The organism is Neoaquamicrobium sediminum, assembly GCF_040970315.1.
In the GTDB taxonomy this organism is placed as follows: Bacteria; Pseudomonadota; Alphaproteobacteria; order Rhizobiales; family Rhizobiaceae; genus Aerobium; species Aerobium sediminum.
This window is the reverse complement of record NZ_JAZHFV010000007.1, coordinates 51,421-65,342: the sequence shown is the minus strand read 5'-3', so window position 1 is coordinate 65,342 and position 13,922 is coordinate 51,421. Positions and strand designations below refer to the sequence as shown.

The window sequence follows — 13,922 nt, the reverse complement described above, 5'->3', positions numbered from 1 at the left end:
ATCACGCGATACGGAAATAGTCGGGCCGGCCCGTCGGCCAGGGATCGCCCCACAGCTGCTGCCCGCCGTCCACGGTCAACACTTCGCCGGTAATGAACTTGCCGGAAGGCGCAGCCAAATAGACTACCGCCTCGGCGACATCCCATTCGTCTCCGGCGTGGCGCATCGGGTTCGACTCCTCAAACGTCGCCGCCCCCTCCTCGGGATATCGCGCAAACCCGGTGCTTTCGCAGCATCCCGGCGCCACGCAATTGACGCGGATATTGTGCGGCGCCCATTCGACGGCCACCGATTTGGACAGGTAGATGACCCCGGCGCGCGCAGCACAGCTATGCGCGATACCAGGCATCCCGCGCCAGATATCCGCGACAATGCTCACGATGGCACCAGGACGCTTGGCCTTGACCCAGTTTCGGGCCGCGGCCTGCATCATCCACCAGGTGCCATTGAGGTTGGTGTCGATGACGGCGTTCCAGCCCTTCGGCGCATATTCAAGGGCGGGCTGCGGAAACTGTCCACCCGCATTGTTTACCAGAATGTCGAACCCGCCGAAATGATCGCCCACGCCATCCACGAAATTCTGTACCTGTTCGGGATTCCGGATGGTCATGGGACGAGCCAGCACCTGCCCGCCAAAGCCACGCAGGAACTTTGCGGCTTCTTCGAGCTTTTCCTCGTTCCGCCCGTTGATGGCCAGATCAGCCCCGAGACGGGCGAACAGGGTGGCGATCGCCAGGCCCAGCCCGCCTCCCGCGCCGGTCACGACAATGGTTTTTCCCGAGAACAGCCCATCAACATAGACCGTTGGATGATCGCGCAGTCTTTCACGGGAAAACCCGTAACCGGCTTCCGGCATTGACGCTCCTCCCAAAGCGGATCGGACTGTTGTTCTTGATCTGATTAAATCTAACGCACGTTAGAAAAATGCGCAACCCCCCTTTTCACTGGAACGGTTTCGCTCCGGTTTCAGTACGATTTGGGCAGACCCAGCGCCTTCTCGGCGATGAACGACATCAGCATCTGCGGCGTGACCGGCACGATGTGAAAGAGAAGCGCTTCGCGAACCAGTCTCTCGATGTGATATTCCTTGGCGTAGCCGAAGCCGCCAAATGTCATCTGTGCCGTTTGTGTCGCCTCGACAGCGGCTTCGGCCGCCAGCAACTTGGCGGCATTCGCCTCGACCCCGCACGGCTCTCCCGCGTCGTAGAGCGCCGCCGCATGCATTACCATCAGGTTCGCAGCCTCGACCTTCGCCCAGGCCTTGGCGAGCGGGTGCTGCACCCCCTGGTTCTGTCCGATCGGGCGTCCGAAAACCTGGCGCTCCTTGGCATAGGCGGCAGCGCGTTTTAGAGCGATCCGGGCAATGCCCACGCACTCCCCGGCCACGAGGATACGCTCGGGATTGAGCCCGTGCAGGATCTGTCTGAAACCCTGTCCTTCCTCGCCGATCAGGTCCTCCGCCGGGATCGGCAGCCCATCGATGAACAGTTCGTTCGAGTCGACCGCCTTGCGGCCCATCTTCTCGATCTCGCGCACATCGACGAAGGTCCGGTCCAGATCGGTATAGAAGAGCGACAGGCCCTCGGTCGGTTTTGCCACCTCTTCGAGCGGCGTCGTGCGCGCCAGAAGCAAGATCTTGTCGGCCACCTGGGCGGTGGAAATCCAAACTTTCTGGCCATGCACGACATAGCGGTCCCCCTGTCGAACCGCGCGCGTTTTGAGCCTGGTCGTGTCGAGGCCGGTCGTCGGCTCGGTGACGCCGAAACAGGCCTTCTCGCGCCCTTTAATCAGAGGTGGCAGCATCCGTGCCTTTTGCTCCGCGCTGCCGAAGACCACGACCGGGTTCAGTCCGAAGATGTTCATGTGAACGGCCGAGGCCGCGCTGGCACCGCCGCCAGACTCGGCAATGGCCTGCATCATGATCGTGGCTTCGGTGATCCCGAGGCCGGCGCCTCCAAACTCCTCCGGCATGGCAATTCCCAGCCAGCCGCCGTCCGCCATCGCCCTGTGCAGGTCGTGGGGAAAGCCGCCGTTGCGGTCGCGCTCCAGCCAGTATTCGTCGTCGAAGGCCGCACAGATCCTCAGGATCGTATCGCGGATGTCCTGCTGGTGTTCGGTCAGCCTGAAACTCATGCCGTTTCCTCCCCGGCAGGGCTAACTGCGATCAGGCCTGCCTCCACCAACCTTTCGATCGTCGCCAGGTCGCAGCCGAGCTCCTGCATGATTTCAGCAGTGTCCGCGCCCGGCCGCCGCCCCAACCAGCGAACGCTGCCCGGCGTATCACTCAGACGCGGCACTGGGCCGACCACCTTCGTCGCATCGCCTTCGACCGATACGATATCGCCGCGATGGGCGATCTGCGGGTGGGCCACGATGTTCTCGGCGCTCAGCACTGGCGCGGCCACCGCGTCGTGGAGCGCGAATTCCGCCTCGACCTCGGCAAACTCCCTCGCGGTGACGAATTCGTTGAGCCGGTCAAAGATCTCGCTCATATGCGCCGAGATTCCCTCCATCGTGGCAAAGCGCGGATCCTCGGCAAAACTGTCCCCGCCCACCGCGCGCAACAGCCGTCTGGCCGTCTCCGCGCCCCCGGCCGAGACGGTCACCCAGACACCGTCCTTGGTGCGGAATGTGCCGCCCGGCGCAAAATCCATCGGCTGACGCAGCCCGTTGCGCATCGGCGAGACACCTGCTCCGGTCAGAGCGGGAATATGATAATCGATTAGCCGCAACAGGGCTTCGAATACCGCCAGATCGACGATCTGACCGCGAACCCTGCCCCTCTCGCGGGCGAAAAGGGCGATCATGATGCCCAGGGCTCCCATCAGCCCCGTCGTGCTGTCGGCGGCCGGGAAACCGGGATGCATTGGCGAGCCATCGGCGTAGCCCGTGAGGTGCGCCAGGCCGCTCATCGCCTCGGCGGCGCGCCCAAAGGCCGGCGTCTTACGCATCGGCCCATCCTGTCCGTAGCCCGACACCCGCAAGATCACCAGGTCGGGGTTCCATTGATGCAGAACCTCAGGCCCGATCCCCGCCCGCTCGAGCACGCCGGGACGGAAATTTTCCACCAGAACATCGGTACTTTCGACCAGCTTTTCCAGGACCTTGCGCCCGGGATCGCTCTTCCAGTCGAGCGCGAGGATTCGCTTGTTGCGGGCAAGCGTCTTCCACCAGACGCCGACCCCGTCCTGCGCTTTCGGGCCCAATTCGCGCATCATGTCGCCTCGGCCGGGGGCTTCGATCTTGATCACCTCGGCACCGAAATCCGAAAGGAGTGCTGCCGCCAGCGGCCCTGCGATCACATGGCCAAGTTCAATGATCCGAATATCGCCGAGCGGCATCGCCATGTCAGCCCTCCCTGGTACTCACGAAAGCAAGCATAATCTAACATATGTTAGATTTGAAGGAGGGAATCTACGCGAAGGCCGCAAGAAAGTGATGGGGCGAAGCGGGCGAGTCACGGATCGCCCGTTCGCTCGATAGGTCGCCTCGCCGGCTGAATGAAGCCGTGCGGCGGCATTTCGGCCAGGACGCCACAAGGCGAAAGCCATCGCCCTCGAAACGCGGACACCATCTTTGGTCTCCGCATCGTTCGCGGTCGAGAAGGGACACTCCATTATTTCTTCTCGGGCTTTTCTCCCGACATGTGTCCAAGTCTCGGAACGACCGCGGATGCGCCAATGAAGAGCAGACCGGCGATAACCGATTTAACCAAGTCACCCAACAGAAACGGATAGAAGCCGGCCGTGAGGAGGCGCTCTCCATAGCCGGTGAAGACACCCAGCCATGCGAGCCCGGGAACGTAGATCAGCGCACCTGCGACGACTGCAACTGTGACCGCCCCCGGGATTGTCTTGGAATATCCTTTTCTTGCCAGCCATCCAGCCGCAAAGGCCGATATCGCAAAACCCGCAAGGTAGCCGCCCGTCGGCCCGGCAACATATGCCAGGCCAGAAGACGCCGGTGGCGTGCCGGCGAAGACCGGATAGCCTGCCAGCCCCTGCAGGATATAGGCAATGACGATGCCTGAACCACGGACAGGCCCGAGGAACAGGCCAAGCGCAACGACCACCAGGGTCTGCAACGTCATCGGAACTGGATAGAACGGAACTTGCGCCTTCGCAGACGCCGTCAGAAGTATCGTACCGGCGATCAGGATGAGCGCCTCGCCGAGCAATGTTGCGCCAATATTCCGTCCCACAAACATCTTGTTGCTATACATCTTTCTGACTCCTTTCATGACTTGGGCTGAGATCTTGAAGAGTTTTCTTCAGAGGTTGGGGCTCAATTGGCTGTTCACATGCGCTTGGCGACTTCTTCAAGCATCACCTCGGTCGCGCCCCCGCCGATCGCCTGCACACGAACGTCGCGCGACATTCGCTCGACCGGGTTTTCGCGCATGTAGCCCATGCCGCCATGGAACTGCACGCAGTCATAGAGCACGCTGTTGGCCAGCTCGCCGCAATAAGCCTTCACCATTGACACCTCGCGCACGCATTCAACGTCAGCCGCGTCGAGCCGCGCGGCGTGATAGACGAGCTGCCGGCCCGCCTCGATCCGTGTCTGGCAGTCCGCAAGACGCTGGCGGACGACCTGCTTGTTCCACAAAACGCCGCCGAAAGCCTTGCGCTGCTTGACATAGTCCACGGTCATGTCCAGCGCGGTCTGCGCCTCGGCGCAGACCATCGCGCCCAGCACGATCCGCTCGTTCTGGAAGTTCTTCATCACCGCATAAAAGCCGCGGTTCACCTCGCCGAGGACGTTCTCGGCCGGCACGCGGACATCCTCGAAAATCAGCTCGGCCGTGTCCGAACACAGCCAGCCGGTCTTGTTCAGCGCCCGGCCGACCGAAAAGCCCGGTGTGCCCTTTTCGATGGCGAACATGGTGATCCCGCGCGAGCCCTTGGCGTCGGGGTCGGTCTTGGCGCCAACAAAGTAGAGATCGCCATGCACACCGTTGGTGATGAACATCTTGGTGCCGTTCAACACCCAATCCGACCCATGCTGCACGGCGCGGGTGCGCATCCCCGCAACGTCCGAGCCCGCGCCCGGTTCGGTCACGGCGACGGCGGTGATCGTCTCGCCCGCGGTGATGCCGGGCAACCAGCGCGCCTTCTGCTCGGGTGTGCCGGCGTTTTCCAGGTGCGGCGAGGCCATATCGGTATGCACCAGCACCGTGGCCGAGAACCCGCCGAAGGTGGACCGGCCGACCTCCTCGGCCAGCATCACGCTCGACATGACATCGAGCCCGGCGCCGCCATACTGTTCGTCATAGCGCATGCCGAGAACGCCGAGCGCGCCCATCTGGCGTAGCACCTCGCGCGAAACCATGCCCTTCTCTTCCCAGGCTTCGCCCTTGGGCTTCACCTCGGTTTCGATGAAGCGCCGCAGCTGAGCTCGGATCATTTGGATATCCTCGCCGAACGGGCCGGTGGCCGCGTCGATAGTCTCGTGTCGGGTCACGTCCTGTCCTCCGGATCGAGCCTCACCAGGGGCGCGCCGCCGGCGACCGTGTCGCCCGGCGCGCAGTAGATCTCGGCTACCAAGCCCGCGACGGGCGCGGGCAGGCTTTGCAAGAGTTTCATCGCTTCGAGCACCACCAGCGTCTTGCCCTTGCTCACCCGCTCGCCGGGCGCCACCCGGATCTCGACCACCGCGCCGGGCATGGGCGCGCGCACGGTGTCGGCACCGCCCACGGCGCCGGAGGCGCGCTGCAGGTGCCGGTCCTCGAGCGTACGAAGTGGCACCATCGTCATGCCTTCCGGCGCGGAAAGATGCACCTGCCAGCGGTCGCCCGACCGCAGCACATGGGCCCGGCGGGTGAAGGGCGCGCCGTCCATCCGCCCGGTCAGACGCTGCGCGGTCAGGCGCGCAGCGTCGACGCCAAGGGCGGTGCCGTCGGGCAGTATCACCTTTAGCCGCGCGCCCTGCCCCGCGACCCTGATCGGCGCATCGGCGTCATCGCTCCAGTAGCAGGCCGCGCCCGCCCGCCCCGCAGCCTCTGTCAGCCGCCAGGCGGCGAGGCTCTGCCAAGGCGTGTCCGGCGCGGGCGCAAGATGCAGGTGCAGGGCCAGCGCGGCCAGAGCGCGGGTTTCGTCGTCGGATACGGGGGCGGTCCAGCCGCAGGGGAACATCTCGGCCAGACTGGCCGTATAGTGCGCCATGGCGACGAAGTCGGGATGCGTAATCAGCGCTCGCTGAAACGCCAGGTTCACTCCCACTCCGCCGACCGCAAATTCATCGAGCGCCGCGACCGCCTTGCGGATCGCCTCGTCACGGTCCGCACCGTGGACGATCAACTTGGCAAGCATCGAATCGTAGTGATGTCTTACGACCGATGCTTCTTCCACCCCGCTGTCCAGTCGCACGATCCCCGGCGGCGCCCATAGCGTAATCGTCCCGGTTTCGGGACGGAAATTCTCGGCCGGGTTCTCGGCGGCAACGCGGACCTCGATGGCGTGGCCGTCAAACGAAACGTCCTCTTGCGCAAACCCCAGCGCCTCGCCACGCGCGATACGCAACTGCCACTCCACCAGGTCGATACCGGTGATGGCCTCGGTCACTGGATGCTCCACCTGGAGGCGGGTGTTCATCTCCAGAAAGTAGAATTCGGCCCGCGTGGGGTCGTACAGATATTCCACCGTGCCCGCCGAGCGGTAGCCAATGGCCCGCGCCAGCCGCACCGCGGCATCGCGCATGGCCGAGCGCAAAGCGTCGGGAATATCCGGGGCGGGCGCTTCCTCGATCAGCTTCTGGTGGTTGCGCTGGAGCGAGCAGTCGCGATCGCCCAGATGCAGCACATGGCCATACGCGTCGCCCAGCACCTGCACCTCGACGTGGCGGGCGCGCGGCGCGTAGCGCTCCAGGAACACTGTCGGATCGCCAAAGGCGCCCTTCGCCTCGGCCCGCGCGGCGGCGATGGCCTCGCCTGCTGCGCCGGGATCGGTGACAAGCCGCATTCCGCGCCCGCCGCCGCCGGCGCTGGCCTTGACCAGGAAGGGCGCGCCGAGCGCCTGCGCCTCCTTAAGAAGCCGGCCGTCGGACTGGTCGGCGCCGCGATAGCCGGGCAGCACCGGCACGCCGGCGGCCTCGGCCGTGGCCTTGGCCTCGATCTTCGATCCCATACGCGCAATGGCCTCGGGCGAAGGCCCGATGAAGACCAATCCGGCTTCTTCCACGTGCCCCGCGAATTCGGCATTCTCCGACAGAAACCCATAGCCGGGATGGATAGCGCCTGCCCCGGTGGCGCGCGCCGCCTCGAGGATGGCGTCGATCTTCAGGTAGCTTTCCGCCGGGGCGGCCGAGCCGATGCAGACGGCGTAATCGGCCTCGGCGACGAAGGGTGTGTCGCGATCAGCCTCGGAGAAGACGGCCACGGCTTCCAGCCCCAGCTTCCGGCAGGCGCGCTGGATCCGGCGGGCGATCTCGCCGCGGTTGGCGATCAGGACGCGGGTGAAGCTCAACTCACCCGCCATGACGGCGTGTCCTTGTTCAGGAAGCTGTTGATCCCCTCGATGCCTTCCTCGGTCTCCCAGGCGTCGGCCAGGCGGTCGGCGGTATAGATCATGCTGTCTTCGAGCCCGTGGCTCGCGACATAGGCGATCAGCCGCTTGGTGTCGGCCACTGCCCCGGGCGCGGCCTGCAGATGGGCCTGGACGACGCGCTCCACCGCCTCGTCCAGCGCATCGGGCGCGACCACCTCGGTCAGCAGTCCGATCCGTTCGGCCCGCGCCGTGTCGAACAGGGCACCGGACAGCATCGTCTCGCGCGACGCCGCCTCGCCGATGCGCGCCACCACATAGGGTGAGATGTTGGCGGGCAGGAGGCCGAGCCGCACCTCGGTCAGGCCGAACGTCGCGCCCTCGGCGCCGATGGCGTAGTCGCACACCGATATCAGGCCGACGCCCCCGCCATAGGCCGCCCCGTTGATTCGCCCGATCAGCGGCTTTGGCAGTGTGTCGAGCCGGCGCAAGAGCCGAGCGAGCGTGGCGCTCTGTTCCACCCGTTCCGCGCGGCTCTTTTGCACGTTCGAGGCGAACCAGTTGAAGTCGCCCCCCGCGCAGAAGCTCCTGCCCTCCCCGGTCAGCACCACGATGCGCACCGCCCCGTCCTCGGCAAGCGCCGCCGCCGCATCGGCGAGTTCCGAGATCAGCGCCGCGTTGAGCGCATTGTGCTTGTCGGGGCGATTGAGGATCACGGTGGCGACGCCGCGCGCGTCCAGTTCGATCCGCAGCGTTTCATAGCGATCGTAAACCATTGCCTATCCTTACATTCTGAAGACGGGCGTGTGACGCCCCGTGTCCGGAACCGAGGTCACTATGGCCAGGCACAGGCCCAGGATGTCGCGAGTCTGGCCAGGCTCGATCAGGCCATCGTCCCAGAGCCGCGATGTGGCGTAATAGGGGTCGGACTGTTTGGCATATTGCGCGCGCACCTCGGCCACGATGCGTTCCAGATCGGCCTGCACCTTCGCCGGGTCTCCGCCCTTCCCGCGGCGCAGTTCCTGCATCACATTCGAGGCGATGTCGGCCGACATGGTGGCCAACTCCGCTGTGGGCCAGGCGAAGAGAAAGCGCGGCGCAAACCCCCGGCCGCACATACCGTAGTTGCCGGCCCCGTAGGATCCGCCCACAATTACCGACAGCCGGGGCACCTTGGCCACCGACATGGCGTAGACCAGCTTGGCGCTATCCTTGGCGATGCCGCCGCGCTCGGCCTCGGTGCCGACCATGAAGCCGGAAATGTTGTGCAGGAACAGAAGCGGAATGTTGCGCTGGTCGCACATCGACACGAACTGCGCGCCCTTGAGCGAGCTGTCGGAGAGCAGCGCGCCGTTGTTGCCGAGGATTCCGACGCGGTAGCCGTGGACGCGGGCGGTGCCGCAGACAAGCGTCTCGCCCCAGTTCGGCTTGAATTCGCGGAGCTCGCCCGCATCGATGATGCGCAGCAGAAGCTCTCGTACATCATAGGGCTGCTTGCGGTCGGCGCTGATAACCCCCAACAGCTCTTCGGGATCGTGCAGGGGCGCGGCGGCGGGTGCATCCGGGGCCATCGGTCGCGTGAGGCCCAGATTGCCGACGATGTCGCGCATCAGCGCCAGCGCATGATATTCGTCTTCGGCCAGATGGTCGTTGACGCCCGAGATGCGGGTATGCATCTCGGCCCCGCCCAGCGTTTCGCCGTCCACCTCTTCATTGATCGCCACCTTGACGATGGAAGGGCCGCCAAGATGGATGCGCGCATTGCCGCGGACCATGATGACCTCGTCTGAGAGCGCCGGAATGTAGGCACCTCCCGCCGTGCAGCCGCCGAAGACGGCCGAGATCTGCGGCAGGCCGGAGGCCGACATATTGGTCTGGCGGTAAAAGGAATTGCCGAAATGACGGGCATCGGGGAAGACCCTGTCCTGCTCGGGCAGATAGGCGCCGCCGCAATCGACGAGGTAAAGACAGGGCAGGCGGTTTTCTGCCGCGATCTCCTGCGCGCGGATGTGCTTCTTGACGGTTTCGTGGTAAAATGATCCACCTTTCACCGTGGCATCATTGGCGATGATCATGCAGGGCAGACCGTGCACGATGCCAATGCCCGTGACGATCCCGGCGCCGGGCACGTCTCCGCCGTATTGTCCGTGGGCCGCCAGCGAAGAAAGCTCTATGAAGGCGGTGCCTGGATCCACCAGCAGGTCGATTCGTTCGCGGACCAGAAGCTTGCCGCGACTGCGGTGGCGTTCGACCATGTCGGGGCGCCCACCCGCGGTTGCCGCGGCGATCCGCGCGCGCAATGTCTCGACGCGGGCTGTCTGTGCAGCGTGATTGCCCCTGAAGGTTTCCGAGCCGGCCAATACGGCCGACGTGAGTTCAGCCATAATCAGACTTCCCGCTGTTCCAGTATTCCATTGAGAAAGACGTCGGCATACGTCGAGGCCAGTGCCTCGACGCTGCCGCGTTCGGGGTCGAACCACTCCAGCGTTGCATTCAGCGCGCCGATAAGCATCAGGCGCAGCCGGCGGATATCGACGTTGCGCCGCAAGGCGCCGTCCCTCTGGAGCCGGGTCAACAGATTATCCCACTCGGCCTCGTAGGCCCGGCGCGTCGGCAGATTGGCATCGCGGACGGATTGCGGCACCTGCCCGAAAATCCGCACATTGGCCGAAGAGTAGTCACTGACATCCAGCAACGCGCGCAGATGTGCCCTGATCGCGGCCCGCAGAATGGCGGCGGCAGCGGCGCCATCGGCATGCCTCAAAACAGCTTGGCGCATCTTTTCGTGGACGGCCCTGATACCCAGATCCAGAATGGCCACGACAATCTCGTCCTTAGAGCCGAAGTGATAATAGATGCTGCCCGCCTTGATGCCCGCCGCCTCGGCGATCTTTCTGAGCGAAACCGGGCCATAGCCCTGTTCGCGAAAAAGCCGCGCCGCGACATCCAGTATGCCGTCGCGCCCGACTGGGCTGCGAATGGAAGCAACTGAAACTGTTCTTGAAGCGCGTTCGGCCACGGAAGGATCCAGCTCAAGCCCCCTGCATAACTAACACTTGTTAGGTTATTTCCAAGGAAGTGTCAACCGTGCTTCAAGGGCTTATTTTGCATCAGCCTTTCAAGGAAATAGCCGATATGCGCACCGCCCGGCCACAATGTCGGCGGTGTTCAGACCCCGCCATGCGGGCTTGCGACCGCATAGGTCAGATGGTGAAGCCGCCCCCGCAGATCACATACTGGCCCGAGATGAAGTTCGATTCGGGCGAGCAGAAAAGATAGACGGCACCAGCCGCTTCTTCGGGCGTGCCGACCCGGCCCAGCGGGATCATCCGCTCCATTTGGCTGAGCAGGTCCGGGTTGACGCCGACCTTGATGTCCCTGTTCCCGACCGTGATCGTGTTGCCGCCGTCGGCGCTGCCCTCGGTCAGACGGGTGCGGATCGGTCCAAAGGCCACTGCGTTGACGTTCACTTTGTAGCGCCCCCATTCCTTCGCCATTGTCCGGGTCATGCCCAGGATTCCGGCCTTGGCGGCGGAATAGTTGATCTGGCCGGCATTGCCTCCAGTGCCGGCGATCGAGGAGATGTTCACCACCTTGCGGAACACCTCCTGCCCGGCGGCCGCCTCTTCCTTGGCCTTGGCGCTGATCACCGGCTGGGCGGCGCGCAGGATCCTGAAGGGCGCGGTCAGGTGAACGTCGATGATCGCCTGCCACTGTTCATCCGTCATCTTCTGAACGACGCTGTCCCAGGTGTAGCCTGCGTTGTTCACGATGATGTCCAGCCCGCCAAAGCTGTCCATGCCCGTCTTGATGAATCGCTCTGCAAAGCCGTCCTCTGTCACGCTTCCGGCGCAGACCACGGCCTCGCCCCCGGCGGCGCGGACCGCCTCGGCGGTTTCGTTGGCCGGGTCGACGTCGAGATCGTTCACCACAACGCGCGCGCCTTCTGATGCCAGCTTCAGCGCGATTTCGCGTCCGATGCCACGGCCCGAACCCGAAACCAAAGCCACGCGGCCTCTGAGTTTTCCCGCCATGTCGTCTCCTCCCGTTCGCCCGCCTCAGGCCTTTTCATAAAGTGTTGTCACACAGGCACCGCCGAGGCCCAGATTGTGCTGAAGCGCCAGGCGCGCGCCGTCGACCTGGCGCGCCTCGGCCTGACCACGCAACTGCTGGACAAGCTCGGTGCATTGGGCAAGGCCGGTCGCCCCAAGCGGATGGCCCTTGGACAACAGACCGCCCGACGGGTTGGTCACGTATTTGCCGCCATAGGTGTTGTCGCCATCATCGACAAACTTCGCAGCCTCACCGCGCCCGCAGAGGCCAAGCGCTTCGTAGGTGATCAGCTCGTTATGGGCAAAGCAGTCGTGCAGTTCGACGACGTCCACATCGTCGGGGCCGATGCCGGCGGCCTCGTAGACTTGATCGGCAGCGCGCTTGGCCATCGAGTACCCGACGACCTCACGCATGTCATGGGCGTTGAAGGTTTCCCGGCCGTCCGTTGTCATGGCCTGCGCTGCAATGCGGACCGAGCTGTCGAGACCGTGCTTATCTGCAAATTCCTTGGAACAGATGATTGCCGCGGCCGCGCCACAGGTCGGTGGGCAGGCCATCAGCTTGGTCATCACGCCGGGCCAGACGACCTGAGCCGCCATGACGTCTTCCGGCGTCACTTCCTGCCGGAACAGGGCAACCGGGTTCTTGGCCGCATGCCGACTGGCCTTGGCGCGGATCTTGGCGAAGGTCTCCAGTGTGGTGCCGAACTCTTCCATATGCGCTTTGCCCGCACCACCGAAATACCGTAGCGCAAGCGGGATGCCGGCATTGCCCACCAGGTTGTCGGTTTCTTCGTCAAAAGCTGCAAAAGGGCTGACCCGATCGCTGAACATCGCGCCGATGGCGCCGGGTTGCATCTGTTCGAAACCCAGCGCCAGAGCACAGTCCACCGCGCCGCTTTCGACCGCCTGGCGCGCCAGGAACAGCGCGGTCGAGCCGGTCGAGCAGTTGTTGTTGACGTTGATGACGGGTATTCCGGTCATCCCAACCCGGTAGAGCGCGCGCTGGCCGCAGGTGCTGTCGCCATAGACATAGCCGGCATAGGCCTGCTGAACCTTGTCGTAGTCGAGTCCGGCGTCCTCCAGCGCCGTGCGCGCCGCCTTCGCAGCCATCACGTCGTAGCTTTCAGACTTGCCCGGTTTCTGAAAGGCCACCATTCCAACGCCGGTGACATAGGCTTTGCCGTTCATGTCTCTCTCCCGCTTCCATCGGCCACGTTCCAACGCCGACGCCGGACCATTTTCTACCAGTTGTTAGATTTTAACACACTGGAACGCACGCCTGTCAACATCGCTGGTGAGGGAGACGTCCCCGGCACCCATCCGAGATCAATCGCGGCAAGCGAGCGGAGGTATTGCTAACTTACGAACGATCTCTTGCCCGGCTTCCCATCACCCGTCGGGGCTTGCAGACAAGGCTCGCTTGCCGGATTTGTCCATTTTAAGCGGCATCCGGTCCATTGCCCCTTCAAAGACCCCTTCAGCCTTCCACCGATCCGCGATTTCTCCGAGCGAGTCCAGAACGCTTCGCAGGTCGTCACCACGCTGCGTCAAGCCATAGGTCACCGCAGGCGGGATCGTCTCCGCCTGTTCCCGCCATATGACCCCGGCGCCTTCGAGCATCCGCAGGCGTTCGGTCAGCATTCGCGTCGATATCCCCGGCACGGAGCGTCTCAGCGCTCCGAATCGTTGCGGCCCTTTGTCACTCAGAACCCAGATGATGTAGGTCGTCCACGGCCCCATGAGCAGACGCAGGATCGAGTCCATCGGGCACTGTGGCGGCGTCTTGGGCATCGGTGTCCACTCCCTGTTGCTGCAGTTACTTTTCCGTTCTTACTTTGATTTCCGCTGTAACTCAACTATTCTCGACCAAGCGGGCAACATTCAAAGCAGGCAACGGGAAGATGGCATGAGCGACAGGACGGTGCGTATCACTTATTGGATTGCAACAGGGTTCGTCGCCCTGGTCTATCTGGGAGGGGCGATCTTCTACGTCACGGCCAACGACATGGTGACGGGGATGTACGATGTACGAGAGCGTGCTTGGCTACCCGACCTACCTGATCTGGCCACTTGCCGCTGTGAAGATCGTGGCCGCGATCGTGATACTCTGGCGTCCCTCGGCTTTTCTGACTGACTTCGCTTATGGCACGATGTTCTGGCACCTTCTTCTGGCGGTATCGGCGCATGTGAGCGCGGGCGATCCCGGCTGGCCCCCTGCTCTCTTGGCTCTGTTCGCGCTTGTGGTTTCCTTCCTGACACAAAACCGCGTCCGCGCGGTCAAATCGCCTCATGGCAAGGTGATGAGAGGACAACAGGCCTGACAGGCGCTCCGGCTGCACAGTCTTGCGCCTCGAACTTCAGCATTTCCGTCAGGCCGGGAGGGACA

The 13,922-nt window shown here is 63.8% G+C and carries 13 protein-coding genes; 1 reads left to right on the top strand and 12 read right to left on the bottom strand.

Going from position 1 to position 13,922, the window contains the following annotated elements; translation table 11 throughout:
* Nucleotide 1: 1 nt before the first annotated feature.
* The 12 genes from V1479_RS20750 to V1479_RS20695 all read right to left on the bottom strand — a co-directional run bounded on the left by V1479_RS20750 (nt 2) and on the right by V1479_RS20695 (nt 13,327).
* A complete protein-coding gene (locus V1479_RS20750) occupies nt 2–856 on the bottom strand; it encodes an SDR family oxidoreductase (RefSeq protein WP_173194942.1) in 855 nt (284 codons plus the stop codon).
* A gap of 110 nt (nt 857–966) precedes the next feature.
* Entirely contained in the window at nt 967–2,133 is a 1,167-nt protein-coding gene (locus V1479_RS20745; RefSeq protein WP_173194943.1) for an acyl-CoA dehydrogenase family protein, read from the bottom strand.
* Complete coding sequence (locus V1479_RS20740; RefSeq protein ID WP_173194944.1) at nt 2,130–3,347, bottom strand: CaiB/BaiF CoA transferase family protein; 1,218 nt, start codon at nt 3,345–3,347, stop codon at nt 2,130–2,132. Before V1479_RS20740 ends, V1479_RS20745 begins: the two co-directional genes overlap by 4 nt.
* Before the next feature lie 269 nt (nt 3,348–3,616).
* On the bottom strand, nt 3,617–4,222 hold the full coding sequence (locus tag V1479_RS20735; protein ID WP_206680624.1) for a biotin transporter BioY: 606 nt from the start codon (nt 4,220–4,222) through the stop codon (nt 3,617–3,619).
* A gap of 74 nt (nt 4,223–4,296) precedes the next feature.
* The gene (locus V1479_RS20730) at nt 4,297–5,406 is read right to left on the bottom strand and encodes an acyl-CoA dehydrogenase family protein (RefSeq protein ID WP_173194945.1); all 1,110 of its coding nucleotides are present in this window, start codon (nt 5,404–5,406) and stop codon (nt 4,297–4,299) included.
* A gap of 53 nt (nt 5,407–5,459) precedes the next feature.
* On the bottom strand, nt 5,460–7,475 hold the full coding sequence (locus V1479_RS20725; protein ID WP_173194946.1) for an acetyl/propionyl/methylcrotonyl-CoA carboxylase subunit alpha: 2,016 nt from the start codon (nt 7,473–7,475) through the stop codon (nt 5,460–5,462).
* Nucleotides 7,460–8,257, bottom strand: a complete 798-nt coding sequence (locus V1479_RS20720; protein WP_252913172.1) for a crotonase/enoyl-CoA hydratase family protein — start codon at nt 8,255–8,257, stop codon at nt 7,460–7,462. The genes V1479_RS20725 and V1479_RS20720 overlap by 16 nt, the downstream gene beginning before the upstream one ends.
* Nucleotides 8,258–8,266: 9 nt before the next feature.
* Nucleotides 8,267–9,865 carry an acyl-CoA carboxylase subunit beta gene (locus V1479_RS20715; protein ID WP_173194947.1) on the bottom strand — a complete coding sequence of 533 codons (1,599 nt, stop codon included), beginning with the start codon at nt 9,863–9,865 and terminating at the stop codon, nt 8,267–8,269.
* A gap of 2 nt (nt 9,866–9,867) precedes the next feature.
* Nucleotides 9,868–10,500 (bottom strand): TetR/AcrR family transcriptional regulator, encoded by a 633-nt coding sequence (locus V1479_RS20710; RefSeq protein ID WP_206680625.1) that lies wholly within the window; start codon nt 10,498–10,500, stop codon nt 9,868–9,870.
* Nucleotides 10,501–10,684: 184 nt separating this feature from the next.
* Nucleotides 10,685–11,515, bottom strand: a complete 831-nt coding sequence (locus V1479_RS20705; RefSeq protein WP_173194948.1) for an SDR family NAD(P)-dependent oxidoreductase — start codon at nt 11,513–11,515, stop codon at nt 10,685–10,687.
* A 24-nt stretch (nt 11,516–11,539) separates the two neighbouring features.
* Nucleotides 11,540–12,724: a lipid-transfer protein gene (locus V1479_RS20700; RefSeq protein ID WP_173194949.1), complete on the bottom strand. Its 1,185-nt coding sequence runs from the start codon at nt 12,722–12,724 to the stop codon at nt 11,540–11,542.
* A gap of 201 nt (nt 12,725–12,925) precedes the next feature.
* Entirely contained in the window at nt 12,926–13,327 is a 402-nt protein-coding gene (locus V1479_RS20695) for a winged helix-turn-helix transcriptional regulator (RefSeq protein WP_206680626.1), read from the bottom strand.
* Nucleotides 13,328–13,560: 233 nt separating this feature from the next.
* Here V1479_RS20695 and V1479_RS20690 point away from each other — a divergent pair, with 233 nt between their 5' ends.
* Entirely contained in the window at nt 13,561–13,857 is a 297-nt protein-coding gene (locus V1479_RS20690) for a hypothetical protein (protein WP_173194950.1), read from the top strand.
* Nucleotides 13,858–13,922: the final 65 nt, after the last annotated feature.

Bases quoted from the DNA above. Each gene is read 5' to 3' on its own strand.
- V1479_RS20745 (WP_173194943.1), bottom strand. From the start codon at position 2,133: ATGAGTTTCAGGCTGACCGAACACCAGCAGGACATCCGCGATACGATC.
- V1479_RS20740 (WP_173194944.1), bottom strand. From the start codon at position 3,347: ATGGCGATGCCGCTCGGCGATATTCGGATCATTGAACTTGGCCATGTG.
- V1479_RS20705 (WP_173194948.1), bottom strand. From the start codon at position 11,515: ATGGCGGGAAAACTCAGAGGCCGCGTGGCTTTGGTTTCGGGTTCGGGC.
- V1479_RS20725 (WP_173194946.1), bottom strand. From the start codon at position 7,475: ATGGCGGGTGAGTTGAGCTTCACCCGCGTCCTGATCGCCAACCGCGGC.
- V1479_RS20730 (WP_173194945.1), bottom strand. From the start codon at position 5,406: ATGATCCGAGCTCAGCTGCGGCGCTTCATCGAAACCGAGGTGAAGCCC.
- V1479_RS20750 (WP_173194942.1), bottom strand. From the start codon at position 856: ATGCCGGAAGCCGGTTACGGGTTTTCCCGTGAAAGACTGCGCGATCAT.
- V1479_RS20695 (WP_206680626.1), bottom strand. From the start codon at position 13,327: ATGCCCAAGACGCCGCCACAGTGCCCGATGGACTCGATCCTGCGTCTG.
- V1479_RS20720 (WP_252913172.1), bottom strand. From the start codon at position 8,257: ATGGTTTACGATCGCTATGAAACGCTGCGGATCGAACTGGACGCGCGC.
- V1479_RS20715 (WP_173194947.1), bottom strand. From the start codon at position 9,865: ATGGCTGAACTCACGTCGGCCGTATTGGCCGGCTCGGAAACCTTCAGG.
- V1479_RS20700 (WP_173194949.1), bottom strand. From the start codon at position 12,724: ATGAACGGCAAAGCCTATGTCACCGGCGTTGGAATGGTGGCCTTTCAG.
- V1479_RS20690 (WP_173194950.1), top strand. From the start codon at position 13,561: ATGTACGAGAGCGTGCTTGGCTACCCGACCTACCTGATCTGGCCACTT.
- V1479_RS20735 (WP_206680624.1), bottom strand. From the start codon at position 4,222: ATGTATAGCAACAAGATGTTTGTGGGACGGAATATTGGCGCAACATTG.